Genomic DNA, 15,170 nt, shown 5'->3' with positions numbered 1-15,170 from the left:
CATCGTGCCGCCGAACTGCCTGTCTGGCTGCACAGATACAATTGGCATCGTCCACATGGCAGCCTAAAGTCAAAAACGCCTATCAGTCGCCTCGCCCTGATCGAGGACAACCTGTTGAAGCTCCACATCTAGGGCATGCGAAAATAGAAAATAACGGGCAAAAAGATGCGCCTTTTCCGACTCCGAGCCTAGATGGTTGAAAGCCTCGAAGTACTCCTTCGTCCGCTCGAGGAGATCTCCCGCATAAAGCGCCAACGGCTGTGACACGGTGACCCTCGGGCGCGCCTTGACCTTCGGCGTCTCAGGTCCACTCTTGGCCATCTCAGATTATCGGCTTAATTCCGGTGCCGGTATGCGACAAAGCCGAACAGAGTAGCCGCTGCGACGTTGAAGATTGCCCACAGCTCGCGCGGCAAATGAACCGGCATGAACGGGTTGAAGATCGCTGCCGCTCCAAACAGCGCCCAAGCCAGGGTGCGATTTTCAGGGCCTGATCGCCACACCATGGCTCCGCAGTAGATCCCGGCGAAAAAGACCACCACGCGGAGGAATTGGTAATAGCCGTACGGCCATGGCGCTACCGCCAGCAGCGAGGCAATAGCTACACAGATGCAGACCAACCGGACCGTTCCGGCCGGCGTCGAAAAGCATTATTTTCAGCAAACTTGATCCTCAAACGCCCAGCACGGTTGTTAGTGGAGTTTCGGCGCCCGCCATATATTTGAAAAGCCAGATTGCCCAAGTGATCGGCCAAATGAACGCCAACATCGCATCCAGGCTCAAGTTAATCAGGATTTTTACGACCACTGATGCATGGCCCTGCCATGTGTCGACGACATTCATCACGTAGGTGATCGGCCCGCCCAGCATGAAGAGGAGGCCCAGCGGAGCTGACATGATGTTCTTCAGCATGTTTGTGTCCCTCAGAAAGGCGTGACCTTCAGTGACAGTGATACGCGCCGGTCTTATGGTTGGTATGGCAACCGTTGGCATCAGTGCCGCCACTGTGTGCAAACGCGCCGGTCGCGCAAGCGATTATTGCAGCGGCCATAGCCGCGAGAAATGTTGTTTTCATTTTATTGCCCTCCCAAAGTATTTCAGACAGAGCACTATTGCCGGTCGGGCACAAGCTGCTCGTGGCACTGTGAACACAAATAGGATAGATGCTCCTCTGTGCAGGCCAAGATCGGGCGAGGAGAATACTTTGGATGGATTGCGATTGATGCACGTCCCGTTGGCGATCCTGCTGACATGGCCAAGGGTGGCGACGGCAAATGAATGCCTCTCGAAGTACACCAAGACCGACGTCTGCGCCTACGCAAAAAAAATGCAAACCGAAATGGCTCCAGCATTGCCCATGCTGATCAGTTCGAACATCTCCGTTCGGAGCATCATCGCAATCGGGCCAAGGATCGTTTTCAACGCCACCTGGGCTCAGACCGATGCGGAAGTAGACGCCAAATTGTTGGCTGCTGGCGTCTCGCGGCCGGTCTATGTCCAGAAGATCGATGAAATGACCAAAAACTATGTCTGTCGTGCGGAGGAACTATCTGCCTTCGTTCGCCTGGGCGGTGAGATCCAGTACACGTATACGACTGTGGATAATTTCCCAGTCGCGAACCCGCTCGTAGCACTCTGTCCTTAGAGCATCGCAGCACGGCTCATGACATGACTAGTCGCGGCCGATCAACCAGTTGATCAGCAGCCATGATCATTTGTTGGAACTCAATTGAGCCTGATCCGCACTAGCAAGTGGATAGAAGTGAATGTGCGGTTGCCCTTTAGCTCTACTATGCATAGAAACCACTCTGCCGGGGGGCGTAAAGTTGGGGTTGTGAGTGCGTGGGCTCTAAATTCGAAAAACTAAATAAGTTGCGTGACTCACTGCGAGAATCCAACCACGATTTTCGGGCGAGCACTCAGCTATTCAACAGCCTGGACCCTGCCAAGATCGACGGCGACCTGGATGTCATTAACCGCGGAAAGCAGCGCGGCGAGGTGAACCAACCCCCGAAAACGGCAAAGAATCTCGACGATGTCGAACATGCCATCGTGGAACGCGTTGAGGATGAGAAGAAGGCTGCGCATCACACTCTTGAGGACAACCTGCAACTCCTTGGAGGTCGTCTTGCCGGCCTCGATTTCGAGGAACAATTCGGTCTAATCCGTCAGACGAATGCCGCTAGCGTTTCGGACTTCAAAGCCTCGGTCGCCGTGGGCCTCGATGAACTTCACGGCCTGAGAAGGGCCCTGAACGACGCCGAAAAAGAGCATGCATGGTTTAAGGAGAAGCACGGTCTCGTTCGTGCCGCGCGTGTGCAGCACGGTGCCGCTCACATTTTCCGGCTATCGCTTCTGCTATTTCTGTTTCTGGTCGAGACAGCGATGAACGGCAACTTCCTGGCCAAGGGCAATGAGCAGGGATTTTTTGGTGGCATCCTTGAGGCTGCGGCATTCTCTTTCATCAACATCGGGGCGGCTTTGCTCCTGGCGGTTTTCTGCGCTCGTCTCGTCACCCATCGGTCGTTTTTCGTAAAATTCGTTGGGATCATTTCAATCCTTTTCTATATCGGCTTGGCGATTTCGATAAACTTGGCGCTAGCGCACTACCGTGAGGTCAGCGGCTCGCTCGCTGACGGCGCCGGCGCTGAGGTCATCCGTAATATGCTCGCCAATCCAGCGGGTCTCACGGACATCAAGTCCTGGTTGCTGTTTGCGATCGGCCTGATGTTTTCGCTTTTCGCTTTTATCGACGGCTGGTTCGTGCTCGACCCTTACCCAGGCTACACTGGCGTTGAAAATCGGCTCGTTCGACGGCGCGATGACTACATCGATCGAAAGAAGGAACTGATCGAAGAGCTGCAGGATGTCCGCGACGACCACAACGAAAAAGTGGAGGAAATCGTCAAGCAGCTTGGTAGTCGCCGGCGCGAGCACCGCGCGATTGTCGATCATCGATCGAGGCTTCTGGCTCTTTTTGCGCAGCATCAAGACCAATTGGAGCGAGCCTGCAATCAGCTTTTGTCGATGTATCGGGAAGCCAACATCCAGGCGAGGACCGAGCCGGCGCCCAAGCATTTCGGAACGCCCTACAAACTTGATCGCATCAAGCCATACGTCACCGGCGAGCGGGAGTGGAATGAGGGAGATGTTGGCGCATCAATTCGCCAGGCGCAGGAGGAACTCAACGAGCAGGTTCGTCTGATTGGTCAGGAATGCGAACGGGGAATTGAGCAGTACCGAGATCTTGATAAGCTTCACCCGGACAGCGTGAATGTCTAGGCGAACCCGCAGACGCAAGAAAGGCAATGCGGGTACCATTGCCGCGGCCATTGCCCTTGGTGTGCTATCCGTTGCGATGTTGGCCGGCTTCGGCTGGATGTGGACCAGGTCTGGCAATGGCCATATCGACGCCAACACGAATTGCCCATTGGACGGACCCTCCAGCCTGACCGCCGTCCTCATCGACGCCACTGATCCAATTTCGGCAACGACGATGGCTGATCTCAAGAACGAGTTCCGAAAGACCATTGGGCAGGTCGAGCCGGGTGGGTATGTGAGGATTTATACCCTGAGCTCGGCGCCTGGTGAGCTGACGGTGATGTTCGATGGATGCAATCCCGGTGATGGGTCGACCGTCGATAGTTGGACCAACAATCCTGCGCGGCGTCAAAAGAAGTGGGAAAACGCCTTCGGCGATCCTTTGAACAAACTTCCCGATGAAATCCCGAATGCGGCTTCCGCGAGCCAATCTCCGATCATGGCTGGAATTCAGAAAATCAAGCTGTCGCTCTTCGATAGCAGCTTGGCCAAACAGGGCAGTCCCAAGCGATTGGTGGTCGCCTCTGACATGATCGAGCATACGACGATTTACTCGCAGTACCGATCGGGACTGGATTACCAAAAATACCTCAACAGCGCCGCCGACCGCACATATGGGACGTCGCTGGATGGGGTGGGCATCACAATTCTTTATATCGATCGGGCAAAGAAGCCATTTCAGACCCTGGATCACGCGGAGTTCTGGACACATTGGGTCCAGAACCATCACGGCGAGTTCGAAAAGCTGGTTGGCTTGGATGGGTTAAACTGATGGCGAGAGCGCACGACAAACCTTTGCTGGATCATCCACGTCTGCCGGTCGTGGTTTTCGCGGCATTGACACTCGGCGGGTGTGTATTCATCGCCATTGCAAAACTCTCAGGCGTAAATCCGATCGTCGCGGCGGTAGCACCGGCCTGCCTGATGTTTTTCTATCTCGGGGTTTCGATCTTTGCTGGAAAGCTACAACTGCACGACGAGCAGACCGGCGATAACCTCTACTATATGGGCTTCCTGTTCACCCTGACGAGCCTTGGGGTCTCGCTGTTTCAGTTTGGAACGGAAGGCTCAACCGACACGATCGTCCAAAATTTTGGCATCGCGATCACGTCGACGATCACCGGTATTGCTCTGAGGGTTTTCTACAATCAGATGCGGCGCGATCCCGCGGACATTGAGCGAACGGCGAGGCACGAACTTGCCGACATGACACGGCGTGTAAGAGCCGAGATGGAAAGCGTAACCAGGGAGTTCGCCGACTTTCGTCGTGTCAGCCATCAAATGCTCGAAGAGGGCTTTGCAGAGATTGCCGAGCAAGCGGCACGCAATGGGGAGCACATTCGATCTGCCCTGGACAATATTGCCATGGAATCGATCAAGCCTGTCCAAGAGGCGTCTGCCAAGCTCAGTGACGCGTTGCAGCACAATTTCGGGCAAGTCGAAACCCAGTTTGCTTCGATAGCGAACCGCGTTGGAGCTGCAGCGGATTTGCTGGATAAAGCCAACAGCTCGATGTCCAACTCTGTTGGAAAGCTCGGTAATCAAGCCGACAATATGGCTGCCAAGCTGGAAAAGGTGGTTGTTCCTGATGAGGTGCTGAAGAACGATCTGGCGCCGATGGTCAAGCTCCTGGGTAATGCTGTCGCACAATATGCGATAAAAACCGAAACAGCCTCGCAAGAGCAGCAAACGCGGATGACCGGTCTTGCCGACGCAGTGATCAAGGTGGCGACTGGAGTGGAGAGAGCGGCAGCGGCCGCAGAAAAGACCGCAGAAACTGTCCAAGCGCAGCAGCGTTTGACTGAGGAGTTCATGGCTGTGATGCAGAAACACAGCAATGAAACACGCGGCCTCGTCGCAACCCTTACACAACATAGCCTCCCGGCCGTGCGCACGCCCCAGCCTCTGAGCAATGCGATAGCGAACGATGTCGAGCGAGTGGCGGCACCTTCCACTGTTGCCTCCCCTGTGGAGACGCCAATCAAGGTTTCGGATGACACGGAGGGCGACACCTTCCGATCGTTAAGCAGTCCGGCGGAGGTGGAGAAGGGTGAACCGCCAAAGAGAGCAAGTTGGTGGGGCAGGTGAGTGAGGTTAGCGGAACAGCCATTACGTTTGAGCGCAAGGGCTATGGCCGCGGCCTGATACTCGGCCTGACGATGGCTGAGACGATGCTGCTTCTCGTTTTCTGCCTTTTGCTTGCTGCAGGCGCGCTCATCGCCAAGACAAAGAAAGAGGCTGCGGCAGCGCAGAAGATTGCGCAGTCCCTCAATGAGAACGCTCGCAAGCTTGACGAGGAAAACAAGCGGTTGCTGGCTCAGCTGAATGCCATGGTCAAGCCTGCAAGTCGACGCAATGTACCAGATCAAGAATGGCGTGAATTGGTCCGGGCCAAAGAGGCCGCAGAGGCAATCAAAAAAGTGGGACTGACCCTTGAGGAAGCGGTGAAAAGCGCGCCGGCCGCCAAAGTCCTCTCTGACAACGACGTCGACGTTGATCAGGCCAAAGCCATGATCGAGAAGATGAAGGTTCTGCGCGAGCTCGGCTACGTTGGCACGGGCAAGACGTCCAAGGATCTTGCTGACGCACTGAAGAAGGCAAGGAACGAGGCCTCTGCTGACAAGCCACACGATTGGCCACCGATCATCAGTCTTAGCGAGCTCGATGGCTATAATTTCGATACTGGAAGTGCGGAGCTTTCCGGTGGCTTCAAAACGAAGTTGCGGCAGATGTCGAAGACCATTGCTGGAATTGCAACTTCCTATGGTGTGGACGTCATTGAGGTGATTGGCCACACGGACGAGCAGGCGATGTCCGGTGACTCATCGAATATGGACAGAGGCCTTCAGCCCGTACTGGCGCGCAAGATGGACATTGGCACACTCCATCCTGCCGACAATGCCGGGCTTGGATTAGCGCGAGCGATCTCCGTCACAGGCATCCTGCGCGATATGCCGGAACTGAAAGGCTTCACCATCCTGCCAATGTCCGGCGGCCAGTTGATATTGCCTGGCGACCGGCTCACCGACGGCGCACAGGCCGGCGACGTCAAGGCGAGGAGGCGAATTGAGATCAGGGTCAGGCAACGTTCGCGAGAGACAGATATTGGACTGGTTCCGGTACCAAAGTTGTGAGGCGAACTGCCCTTGGGTTTCGCTCACAGGGCTTGGGGGGGATTGCGGGGATGGGGTTTTACGTTCGAAAATCGATTAGTGCGGGACCTTTCCGCTTTAACTTCTCGTCTGGCGGGGTTGGCGCGTCCGTTGGCGTGCAAGGTCTTCGTATCGGGACTGGCCCACGAGGGCATTATATTCATGCAGGCGTCGGCGGTCTCTACTACCGAGGCACTTTGGGAAAGCGCAGCGCCAAGCAGACGCTGCAACTGTCTGAATTCCCATCTGGGCCAAAGCCCCATCCAACATCCTCACCCGTGGAATATGTCAGCGGTGGCGTCGTGATGAGAGAAATCGAGTCCGCCGATGTGATCGAGATGCGTGATGAGACATTTGCCAATGTGCTTGATGAAATCAATGCGAGGCAATCGCAGACGCGAATGTCGCTCATCCTGGCCGTGCTGTTTGGGATCGCCGGATTGATCGCAGGCGCAATGCTGGGAGGTGGGGTGGCGCTGATCGGTATTGCTGCCTTTTTGCCGGGCATGCTTATTGGCAACTGGTTGGACAGCTACCGCCGGGTGAGCGTGCTCTACTATGATTTGGAGCAGGACGCGGAGGCGGCCTACGGGCGACTTGTCGCCGCCTTTGACACGCTCACACGCTGCGCGGCGAGTTGGCATGTCGCGGCTGGTGGCAAGATAGAGGATCTGACGACTTGGAAGCGCAATGCGGGAGCCACGATGTTGGTCGATAAAAAGTCGACGACGCTCCAAGCTTCCTTGCCGACGGTTGTTCGCAGCAATGTCACACCACCGTCGATACACGTCGGCCGGCAAATCCTTTATTTCATGCCAGACATGATTTTGGTGAAGGACGGAAACCAGTACGGTGCCGTTGGGTATGGAGACCTCAGGACGCAATTTGCCCCCAGCAATTTTATTGAGACCGGCAAAGTTCCATCTGATGCTGAGATCGTGAGCTATACCTGGGCTCATCCCAATAAGAATGGCGGACCCGACAAACGCTTCAGAGATAATCGGCAGATCCCTGTCTGTCGCTACGAAGCCTTGCGGTTTTCTAGCCCATCCGGGCTCAACGAGCTGGTGGAATTTTCCAAGACAAACGTCAGCCAGCCCTTTTGCCAGGCTCTATTGGCACTCGCGCAAATGCACCGAAACGCTGGTGGCCAGTCCGGCTTGCTGAAAGCGCGCTAAGGAATTGGCTTGGTCAGCAAATGCCTTCGCACGGAATTCCGTCGCCGTCCCGGTCCAATTTGGGTCCCCAGCTACAGTTATTGAGATACCAGCGCGCCTCATCGCATGAGGAGATTTGCTTACAATAGCGACGCGGTTGACACGAATAGCTCTGAGCTATTTGGCGACGGCCTGTAAGGCCGTAGGATGTGTCATTACCGGGTTTATTGTTGGCTGCATGTGTTGCTCGCCAATCCCAAGGGGCTGTGAAAGTGCCAACCCAGATGCCAATCTTGGCCCTTTGGGCATCTGCCTGTTGTGACGCGTAACTACCATGGCTGTATCGAGGCCAATCCAGGGCATAACCCTGTTCGACCATCCAAGACGCAATGCTAGCACCGTCCGCCCGCTGACAATCACCAACGAAGCGGTTGTAACGATCCCACGAAACAAAGTTGCACTGGATGGGTCGGGATTGACTGAGGAAGATGTCCAGTGCTTCTGCGGATTTGCGGCCGCATGGGTATTCTTGCCCGCTTGCGTCGCTGCAGTTTTGGCTGCTTTCAGGTGCGTCGATGCCATTGAAACGAATACGCTGTCCGTGGATCTCGATCGTGTCCCCGTCAACGATGGACGCTACGCCGACGATAGGCTTCGGTTTTGACCCGAGTGCGCTTGCTGTATTGGGTCCCGCGATCTGGTTGCCCCACCCTGTAAAGTAGGAGGTGACATAAGCGCCCACTGCTAGCGTGATCACCAGGATCGCGGCTAATGATTTATGTGAAAAGAAACGCTTGCGCATAATTGAAACCCGGCCGCGTCTTGGCCGCGAGCTGCGGCGATGGGAATAGCGATCGCGATTCAATTTTCGATCCTTTGCGAAGCTGCCAAATGTTTTGCTAGCGCGTCTTTGACTTCTTGGCTGCTGCTTTCTTGGGCGCGGCTGCTGTGCGACCGAGGCCAATCGATTTTGCCAATCTGGAGCGATTGGCTGAATAGTTAGGCGCGACCATGGGGTAATCGTTGGAGAGGCCCCATTTTTGGCGATAGGCGTCGGGCGTCAGTCCAAAATGCGTGTTCAAGTGTCTCTTGAGGGACTTGAACTTTTTGCCGTCTTCGAGGCAGACGATGTAGTCTGGAGTGACTGAGCGCTTGGGGTTGACCGCGGGAACTTGGTCGGGTTTTTCCGGTTCGGACGGCTGGCCGATACGCGCTAATGACGAATTGATGCTGGCAATAAGGTCCGGCAATGAGGAGACCGGCACTGAATTCTTGCTCACATAAGCCGCAACGATATCGGCGGTAAGCTCCATCAGCGCGGTGGCCGTATTTTGGATTTCGTCAGTCACTTCATGGCTCCGGACTTCTGCAGTGAAATCCCGATCTATTACTTATCGGCTAAAAAAACCAGTAGAGGGAGGATACTAAATGCCAGGCGCTAATAGTGATGAATGTTAAAGCGCCAATCAGAATGCGGAACCACGAGAGACGGTGGATTGATTGGGCGCGGCGTTTTCTTTGTATGACCAGGAAAGCGGCTTGAGGCTCACAGGCGGATGCATTTAGATTTGGACGAGTAGGACCTACGCATGACATTTTCGAAAGACCCGCCGCCGGAGGTTAAGCCCCAGAAGGATAAGGCAAAGACTGGATCTGAATTGGACCGCGTTCCAAGTGCGGGAGCCATTCGGGTCCGCAACGGACTCTCTGTGTCAGAAAAAGACATTGTGGAGGCGGCTAAATACGGGGGCAGGGAGCGAGAATCCTCGTCGGATAGCGACTAGGCAAAGGGGGCCAAGAATGCAGGCTCTGACCCATATCACACGTCGCAATATTGGACGGTGTCCAGAAGTGATCGCAGTCGTTTCTAATTGAACACGGCTGTTTTTTCTTGCGCGAACGCTCTACGCGGGCTCTAGCTGGTTCTCCTTTCAAAGGGGATGTAAGTCTTGGACGTAAAACAGTCAGTCTTCCAAAGCGATCTCCCTCTAAAGGAGAAACTCGAGCGCGCCAGGATGGAGTTGCTCGATCTTTCCGCCCGCAATCGACTTTTGAATGTGCCGCGGTTTTCCAAGAGCGCGAAGACGATCGATATCGTCGATGAGAAGTCGTCCGAAATTTATCGATTGCTGGTGACCGAAGGAAAGGCTTTTACCTTCCTGGCCGGCAAGCCCGATAGGCCGAAAGCGGGCCAGGATGAAAGCAGCCCTCCAGACGAAGAGATCGACTATTCCCCCGTCGCTCTCGCCCAACCAGAGGACGATGGAGTCGATAACAGAGGGATATCCGCGCGGCACTCGGACACCAAGCTGCAGACGCGTATGACCCCAACTGGGCTGCAGCGGCGGCTCCTTGATCTCTACCATGATGCCCGCACACTCGAGGAAGAGCAGGGCGTCAATATCCTCTTTCTGGCCCTTGGAATGCTGAAGTGGATTGACCCGAACAACAAAGAGAACATCCGTCAGGCCCCCCTCATTTTGGTGCCGGTTCGGCTTGAGCGAGGGGCCGCTGGAGAAAAATTCCGCCTACGAGCCCGGCCGGAAGATCTTACCGCAAACCTCTCCTTGGAACTCTATCTCGACCGCATTCACAAGCTCGCTCTGCCGCGTTTTGAGGTGGGAGATGACTTCGACGTCTCGGCCTATCTCGATGCCGTTGCCGAAGCAATTTCGACCAAAGAGGGTTGGGAGGTGCTTCGCGACGATATGGTGCTCGGCTTCTTCTCGTTTGCGAAGTTCTTGATGTACCGTGATCTGGATCCGGATCTCTGGCCCGATGGCGCAAAGATTATCGAACAACCGAAGATCCGCTCGCTTCTTTCAGATGGTTTCGAAACACGCGAGCCGCTTATGTCGGACGACATAGCGATTGATCCGCACATTGCGCCCGCCGAAATGTTGCATATCGTCGACAGTGACAGTTCTCAGACACTGGCGATCCATGACGTCAGAAAAGGTCGCGACCTCGTTATCCAAGGTCCGCCTGGGACAGGAAAATCGCAGACGATCGCAAACATTATTGGGTCGGCCGTTGCCGACGGAAAGACCGTGCTGTTCGTGGCCGAAAAGATGGCAGCGCTGGAGGTCGTCAAGCGACGGCTTGACACTGCTGGGGTGGGGGACGCCTGCCTTGAGCTGCATAGTAACAAGGCGAACAAGCGCATGATGCTAGAGGAGCTGCGGCGAACCTGGCAACTCGGATCGCCCAGGGGCCAGCTTCCTTCTTCCCTAACTGATCGCTTGCTGGAGGCTCGCGATAAACTCAACGCACATGCTGCACGAATGCACGTTGCGTTCGGAGCGTCCGAACTCACTCCTTATCAGGTTCTCGGCCAGCTAACCCGACTAAGGCAGGTCGGTCAGAAACCAGTGGACATCGAACTTACGGATGCCACAAGCTGGACAACTGACGGCGTTTCGCAACGTCGCAAATTGCTCGATGAGGTCTCTCAGCGGATCAACGAGATCGGCTTGCCGATCCACCACCCGTGGCGGGGAGTTGGCCTGGATGTCGTTCTTCCAACGACCATTGAGAGGCTCGTCCCACGCATCGCGGCGTTGCTGGACCAAGCCAAGGCACTGCACGCCAAACTGGTCGGTATCGCTGAGCGGATCAAGGCCGAGCCTCCGAAAATTCTCAGCGACAGCGGCGAGATAGAAGATCGCGCTGAGCTTCTCGCGTCCGCGCCTGGACTTCCTGCCGAGGCGCTCGTCTCGCCGGTATGGGATGAGCGTCCGAAAGACATTTCATCGCTTCTCTGGTCAGGAACGGATTTCGCCCGCAAGTCCGAGGAACTTTCGGAGCAGTTGGCGGCAACGGCTATCGACACGCCAATTGAAGGTCTCGAGACAGAGCTTGCAAAGCTTCCCTCGGAATTTCCGAAAGATGGTTTCCATCGTGCGCGACAGCTCACCATTCTGCTCCCACGCTTGAGGGAAGAAGCTGAGCGCCTGAATCAGGAACTCGGATCGGCGATATTGCCAGACACGTTGGCAGGCTTGCTCAGGCTGGCCGTGACCGGCGAGCGAGTAGCGGCAGCACCTGACGCAAGTCCGGAGGCCTTCGCAGCCACCGTTTGGGACTCCGGACTTGAGCAGGCAGGCGACCTTGCCGACAGCGTAGCGACGCTTGAGGCTGCCAGAGCCGACCTTCAGGGCAAGGTTGTTGACGCGGCGTGGAGCACCGAGGTGGCCGCGGCGCGGCAGGCGCTCGCCACACACACGGGAATATTGAAAGCATTGAACGGCGACTACCGTCGCGCCACAGCACTTGCGCGGACTATTGTGGTCGACCCTAGCGCGCCTGCGACGCAGATAGTTGGTCTCCTCGACCTTTTGATGAAGGGTCAGGCTGCCGCAGCAAGAGTCCGCGAAGGCGACGCTTTTGGCCGTTCCGCCTTCGGGGCAGATTGGCGTGGGGAGCGATCGGCTTCCGCGCCACTGCTCGCGCTAGTGGAGTGGATGCGGACTCTACGAGGGCTAGGCCCCGAACCTCGGATTATCGCCGGCCGGATGGCGGAACGCTCCGAGGCCGGTGCGCGTGCAGCGCGCGTTCGCAAGGTTATCGAAATCGGTCGGCCAATTATCGAAGGTTTCTGGAACGATCTCGGGCACCTCGCGTCATCCATGCTAGGCGACGTGGCTTCCGCCGAGCGGGCCTCGCTGCAACTGATGGAAGCGAAGGCGAGCACTGTAGCTCAAGCCGATGATGCGTCACGACAGGTTCTGACTGACGTTCCGGATCTAATCACTGAGCGGGTGGAGCTACTGCGCCGACTAGGCAGACTACAAGCACTTGCTCAAGGGATCGATGCGGGAGAGAGCCTTGGCAAGTTCGTATTCGGCTCGTCGTGGCACGGTCGAGGATCCGATTGGGCCGCTCTCACGCAAGCCGAGCTTTGGCTGAAAGAAAATGGCTCGATCCGACATCTGGCTGCGCGGTTGCCTGAAAGAATCGAGATCGCAAACTCGGCACGTTCAGCACGTGAAGCGGCCCAAGCGGCAGCGCGGGAATTGAAGGCGCTTACAGGGGATTTGAAAGCCGATGCTCCCTCCTTGTTTGGAGTAGTCGATTTTCCGGACGTCGCGATAGGCGAGGTCGTTTCTCGGCTGCAGGGTTGGCTCGATCATCAGGAGCAGCTCTCGAAATGGGTTGCCTATGAAGAGCGATCCGAAACGGCCCGAAAGGCTGGACTGGGACAGTTGATAGACGGCCTAGCCAACGGCCAGATTACAACAGGATCGGCTCGATCAGTTTTTGATATGGCCTACTACGAACGAATGTTTCTGGCGATGGCGACCGATGAGCCGGAGCTGGCAAGGTTCGACGGGGAACTGCATTCCAGGGCTGTACGTGACTTCGCAGATCTGGACCGCCAGCGCATCAAGGCCGGCGCCATCGAAGTTGTAACGGCTCATCACCGGAAAATTCCTTCAAGAGACGGCGGAGCTGGACCTGTCGGACTGCTTCGTTCTGAGATGGCGCGCAGACGAGGCCACATGCCCATCCGGCAATTGATGCAGAAGGCAGGCCCTGCCATCCAGGCGCTGAAGCCAGTGTTCATGATGAGCCCGCTTTCGGTGGCGCAATTCCTGTCGCCCGGCCGGATGTCCTTCGATCTGCTCGTGATGGACGAGGCGTCTCAGATCCAGCCCGTGGACGCACTTGGCTCGGTCGCCAGGGCCAGTCAGGTGGTCGTCGTTGGCGACGAACGCCAACTGCCACCCACGACATTCTTCGCGAAGATGACAGGCTCGCAGTCTGAAGATGACGAGGGTGAGGGCGCGCAGGTCGCCGACATTGAAAGCATCCTCGGCCTGTTCACGGCCCGCGGCTTGCCGCAGCGTATGCTGCGCTGGCACTACCGTAGCCGTCACCAATCTCTAATCGCAGTATCGAACAGCCAGTTCTACGAGAACCGGCTTTTCATCGTGCCAAGCCCTTATACCCAAGAGGCAGGTATGGGGTTGCGGTTTCATCATGTGCCGGAGGGGGTCTTCGATTCCGGCGGCACAGGAACCAATCCGGTAGAGGCGAGAGCAGTAGCGGAGGCGATCATCCGTCATGCGAAGGTGAACCCGCAAGAGACTCTAGGCGTTGCAACATTTTCGGTTAGCCAACGCCGCGCGATCCAGGATGAACTCGAAGCGCTGCGGCGACTAAATCCCGACACCGAGGAATTCTTTCACGCTCATCCAAGCGAGCCATTCTTCGTCAAGAACCTCGAAAATGTTCAAGGCGATGAGCGCGACGTGATCATGATCTCGGTGGGGTATGCCAAGAATGCCCAGGGATACATGGCCATGCGTTTCGGCCCTCTTGGCGCGGAAGGCGGCGAGCGTCGGCTCAACGTCCTCATAAGCCGCGCCAAGCGCAGCTGCGAAGTATTCGCGTCCATCACAGACGAGGACATCGACCTGGAGCGTGGCAAAGGGAAAGGCATCTTCGCCTTCAAGCTCTTCTTGCACTACGCGAGAACAGGGCGAATTTCGCTTGCCCAAGTCACGGTTCGCGAAATGGATTCAATCTTTGTAGAACAGGTAGCCAACGCGCTGATCGAAATGGGTTATCAGGTTCATGCTCAAGTGGGCATTGCCGGCTTCTTCATCGACCTCGCAGTTGCGGATCCAGAGAGGCCAGGCCGCTATATTCTTGGCATCGAATGCGATGGCGCAGAATATCACTCATCTCGCTCGGCCAGAGATCGAGACCGGCTTCGGCAGTCGGTTCTGGAAGACCATGGTTGGATCATCCATCGCATCTGGAGCGCTGACTGGTTCCAACGGCCTCGTGAGCAGCTGGAGCGAACCATACTAGCGATTGAGGCCGCCAGAAAAGAACTCGATGAGCGGGCCGAATTGGGGGTCCAGAGAAATCGAGCTGTAGCCGTGCAGGTTGTTACGGTCGACCGAGGCAACGTGACGGAAATCGGTCTCGAAAGCACAAACGGATCCGAGACACCCAATCGAGCCTACGAAGAGGCCGAACTAAAGCGACCGGGATCGTTCGAACTCCACGAGACGCCCAGCGGAATCATGGCCGGACTGGTCGAGCAGGTCGTGGCTACAGAAACGCCAATCCATGTCGACGAAATAGTTTCGCGTATTCGGGACGCCTGGGGTCTGCAGCGGGCCGGTGGCAGGATTCAGGATGCAATCGAGCGGGGGGTAAGCATAGCACAGAGAGGTGGTTCAGTAGCCCGTCGAGGCAACTTCTGCTTCAAGCCAGGTGTTCCTGTTCGTCTCAGGGATCGCAGTGGGGTCGTGTCCGCTGGATTGCGCAAGCCCGAAATGATTGCGCAGGACGAGGTCGCCCAAGGCGCTATGGAAGTCGTGAAATCCAACCTCGGTGCGACAGAGGAAGAAATCGCCACAGGCGTTGCCAGGATGCTGGGCTTCAAAGCCACAAGCGCACAATTAAGGCAGCTGATTTCAGCTGGGGTCGCCGATTTGGTTGCCAAAGGAGTGTTACGGTCCCAAGACGGCTTGTTGGTGGCCGGCGAATCCGCGAGCGAGAAATTAGCTGAAGTGTAACGGGG

The 15,170-nt window shown here is 56.4% G+C and carries 12 protein-coding genes and 1 pseudogene; 8 read left to right on the top strand and 5 right to left on the bottom strand.

Going from position 1 to position 15,170, the window contains the following annotated elements:
• Window positions 1-132: pseudogene (locus tag NP503_RS32730) on the top strand (IS481 family transposase); the annotation flags it as partial.
• A 203-nt stretch (window positions 133-335) separates the two neighbouring features.
• On the opposite strand, the gene NP503_RS32725 reads toward NP503_RS32730, so the two are convergent.
• From NP503_RS32725 to NP503_RS33330, 3 genes are read right to left on the bottom strand one after another with little or no spacing between them, the layout of a single operon-like run.
• On the bottom strand, window positions 336-620 hold the full coding sequence (locus tag NP503_RS32725; protein ID WP_063169433.1) for a DUF6804 family protein: 285 nt from the start codon (window positions 618-620) through the stop codon (window positions 336-338).
• A gap of 52 nt (window positions 621-672) precedes the next feature.
• A complete protein-coding gene (locus NP503_RS32720; protein WP_082826591.1) occupies window positions 673-912 on the bottom strand; it encodes a hypothetical protein in 240 nt (79 codons plus the stop codon).
• A gap of 28 nt (window positions 913-940) precedes the next feature.
• Window positions 941-1,051: a YHYH domain-containing protein gene (locus NP503_RS33330; RefSeq protein WP_095770035.1), complete on the bottom strand. Its 111-nt coding sequence runs from the start codon at window positions 1,049-1,051 to the stop codon at window positions 941-943.
• Between the two features lie 153 nt (window positions 1,052-1,204).
• Here NP503_RS33330 and NP503_RS32715 point away from each other — a divergent pair, with 153 nt between their 5' ends.
• The 6 genes from NP503_RS32715 (at window position 1,205) to NP503_RS32690 (ending at window position 7,651) form a co-directional block, all read left to right on the top strand.
• Window positions 1,205-1,645, top strand: coding sequence for a hypothetical protein (locus tag NP503_RS32715; RefSeq protein WP_126066778.1), 441 nt, complete (start codon window positions 1,205-1,207; stop codon window positions 1,643-1,645).
• A 197-nt stretch (window positions 1,646-1,842) separates the two neighbouring features.
• Window positions 1,843-3,282, top strand: coding sequence for a hypothetical protein (locus tag NP503_RS32710; protein WP_063169430.1), 1,440 nt, complete (start codon window positions 1,843-1,845; stop codon window positions 3,280-3,282).
• Entirely contained in the window at window positions 3,275-4,093 is an 819-nt protein-coding gene (locus NP503_RS32705; protein WP_063169429.1) for a hypothetical protein, read from the top strand. The genes NP503_RS32710 and NP503_RS32705 overlap by 8 nt, the downstream gene beginning before the upstream one ends.
• Complete coding sequence (locus tag NP503_RS32700; RefSeq protein WP_063169428.1) at window positions 4,093-5,409, top strand: hypothetical protein; 1,317 nt, start codon at window positions 4,093-4,095, stop codon at window positions 5,407-5,409. The genes NP503_RS32705 and NP503_RS32700 overlap by 1 nt, the downstream gene beginning before the upstream one ends.
• A complete protein-coding gene (locus NP503_RS32695; RefSeq protein WP_082826712.1) occupies window positions 5,406-6,455 on the top strand; it encodes a hypothetical protein in 1,050 nt (349 codons plus the stop codon). The genes NP503_RS32700 and NP503_RS32695 overlap by 4 nt, the downstream gene beginning before the upstream one ends.
• Window positions 6,456-6,505: 50 nt before the next feature.
• On the top strand, window positions 6,506-7,651 hold the full coding sequence (locus NP503_RS32690; protein WP_095770037.1) for a DUF4236 domain-containing protein: 1,146 nt from the start codon (window positions 6,506-6,508) through the stop codon (window positions 7,649-7,651).
• A gap of 13 nt (window positions 7,652-7,664) precedes the next feature.
• Here NP503_RS32690 and NP503_RS32685 read toward each other — a convergent pair whose 3' ends face one another.
• Together NP503_RS32685 and NP503_RS32680 are read right to left on the bottom strand one after the other, a co-directional pair.
• Window positions 7,665-8,495, bottom strand: coding sequence for a thermonuclease family protein (locus NP503_RS32685; RefSeq protein ID WP_127224212.1), 831 nt, complete (start codon window positions 8,493-8,495; stop codon window positions 7,665-7,667).
• A gap of 34 nt (window positions 8,496-8,529) precedes the next feature.
• A complete protein-coding gene (locus tag NP503_RS32680; RefSeq protein WP_063169425.1) occupies window positions 8,530-8,979 on the bottom strand; it encodes a MucR family transcriptional regulator in 450 nt (149 codons plus the stop codon).
• A gap of 600 nt (window positions 8,980-9,579) precedes the next feature.
• On the opposite strand from NP503_RS32680, the gene NP503_RS32675 reads away from it, so the two are divergent.
• Window positions 9,580-15,165 (top strand): DUF3320 domain-containing protein, encoded by a 5,586-nt coding sequence (locus NP503_RS32675; protein ID WP_063169424.1) that lies wholly within the window; start codon window positions 9,580-9,582, stop codon window positions 15,163-15,165.
• The last annotated feature ends 5 nt before the right edge of the window (window positions 15,166-15,170 follow it).

The sequence above is a fragment of the Mesorhizobium sp. SEMIA396 genome (genome assembly GCF_024518615.1).
In the GTDB taxonomy this organism is placed as follows: Bacteria; Pseudomonadota; Alphaproteobacteria; order Rhizobiales; family Rhizobiaceae; genus Mesorhizobium.
Note: the sequence above shows the minus strand (reverse complement) of the source record. Positions and strands in the feature narration are given on the sequence as shown.

Excerpts from the sequence above, each read along its gene's own strand:
- NP503_RS32705 (WP_063169429.1), top strand. The coding sequence starts at position 3,275 with ATGTCTAGGCGAACCCGCAGACGCAAGAAAGGCAATGCGGGTACCATT.
- NP503_RS32720 (WP_082826591.1), bottom strand. The coding sequence starts at position 912 with ATGCTGAAGAACATCATGTCAGCTCCGCTGGGCCTCCTCTTCATGCTG.
- NP503_RS32690 (WP_095770037.1), top strand. The coding sequence starts at position 6,506 with ATGGGGTTTTACGTTCGAAAATCGATTAGTGCGGGACCTTTCCGCTTT.
- NP503_RS32700 (WP_063169428.1), top strand. The coding sequence starts at position 4,093 with ATGGCGAGAGCGCACGACAAACCTTTGCTGGATCATCCACGTCTGCCG.
- NP503_RS33330 (WP_095770035.1), bottom strand. The coding sequence starts at position 1,051 with ATGGCCGCTGCAATAATCGCTTGCGCGACCGGCGCGTTTGCACACAGT.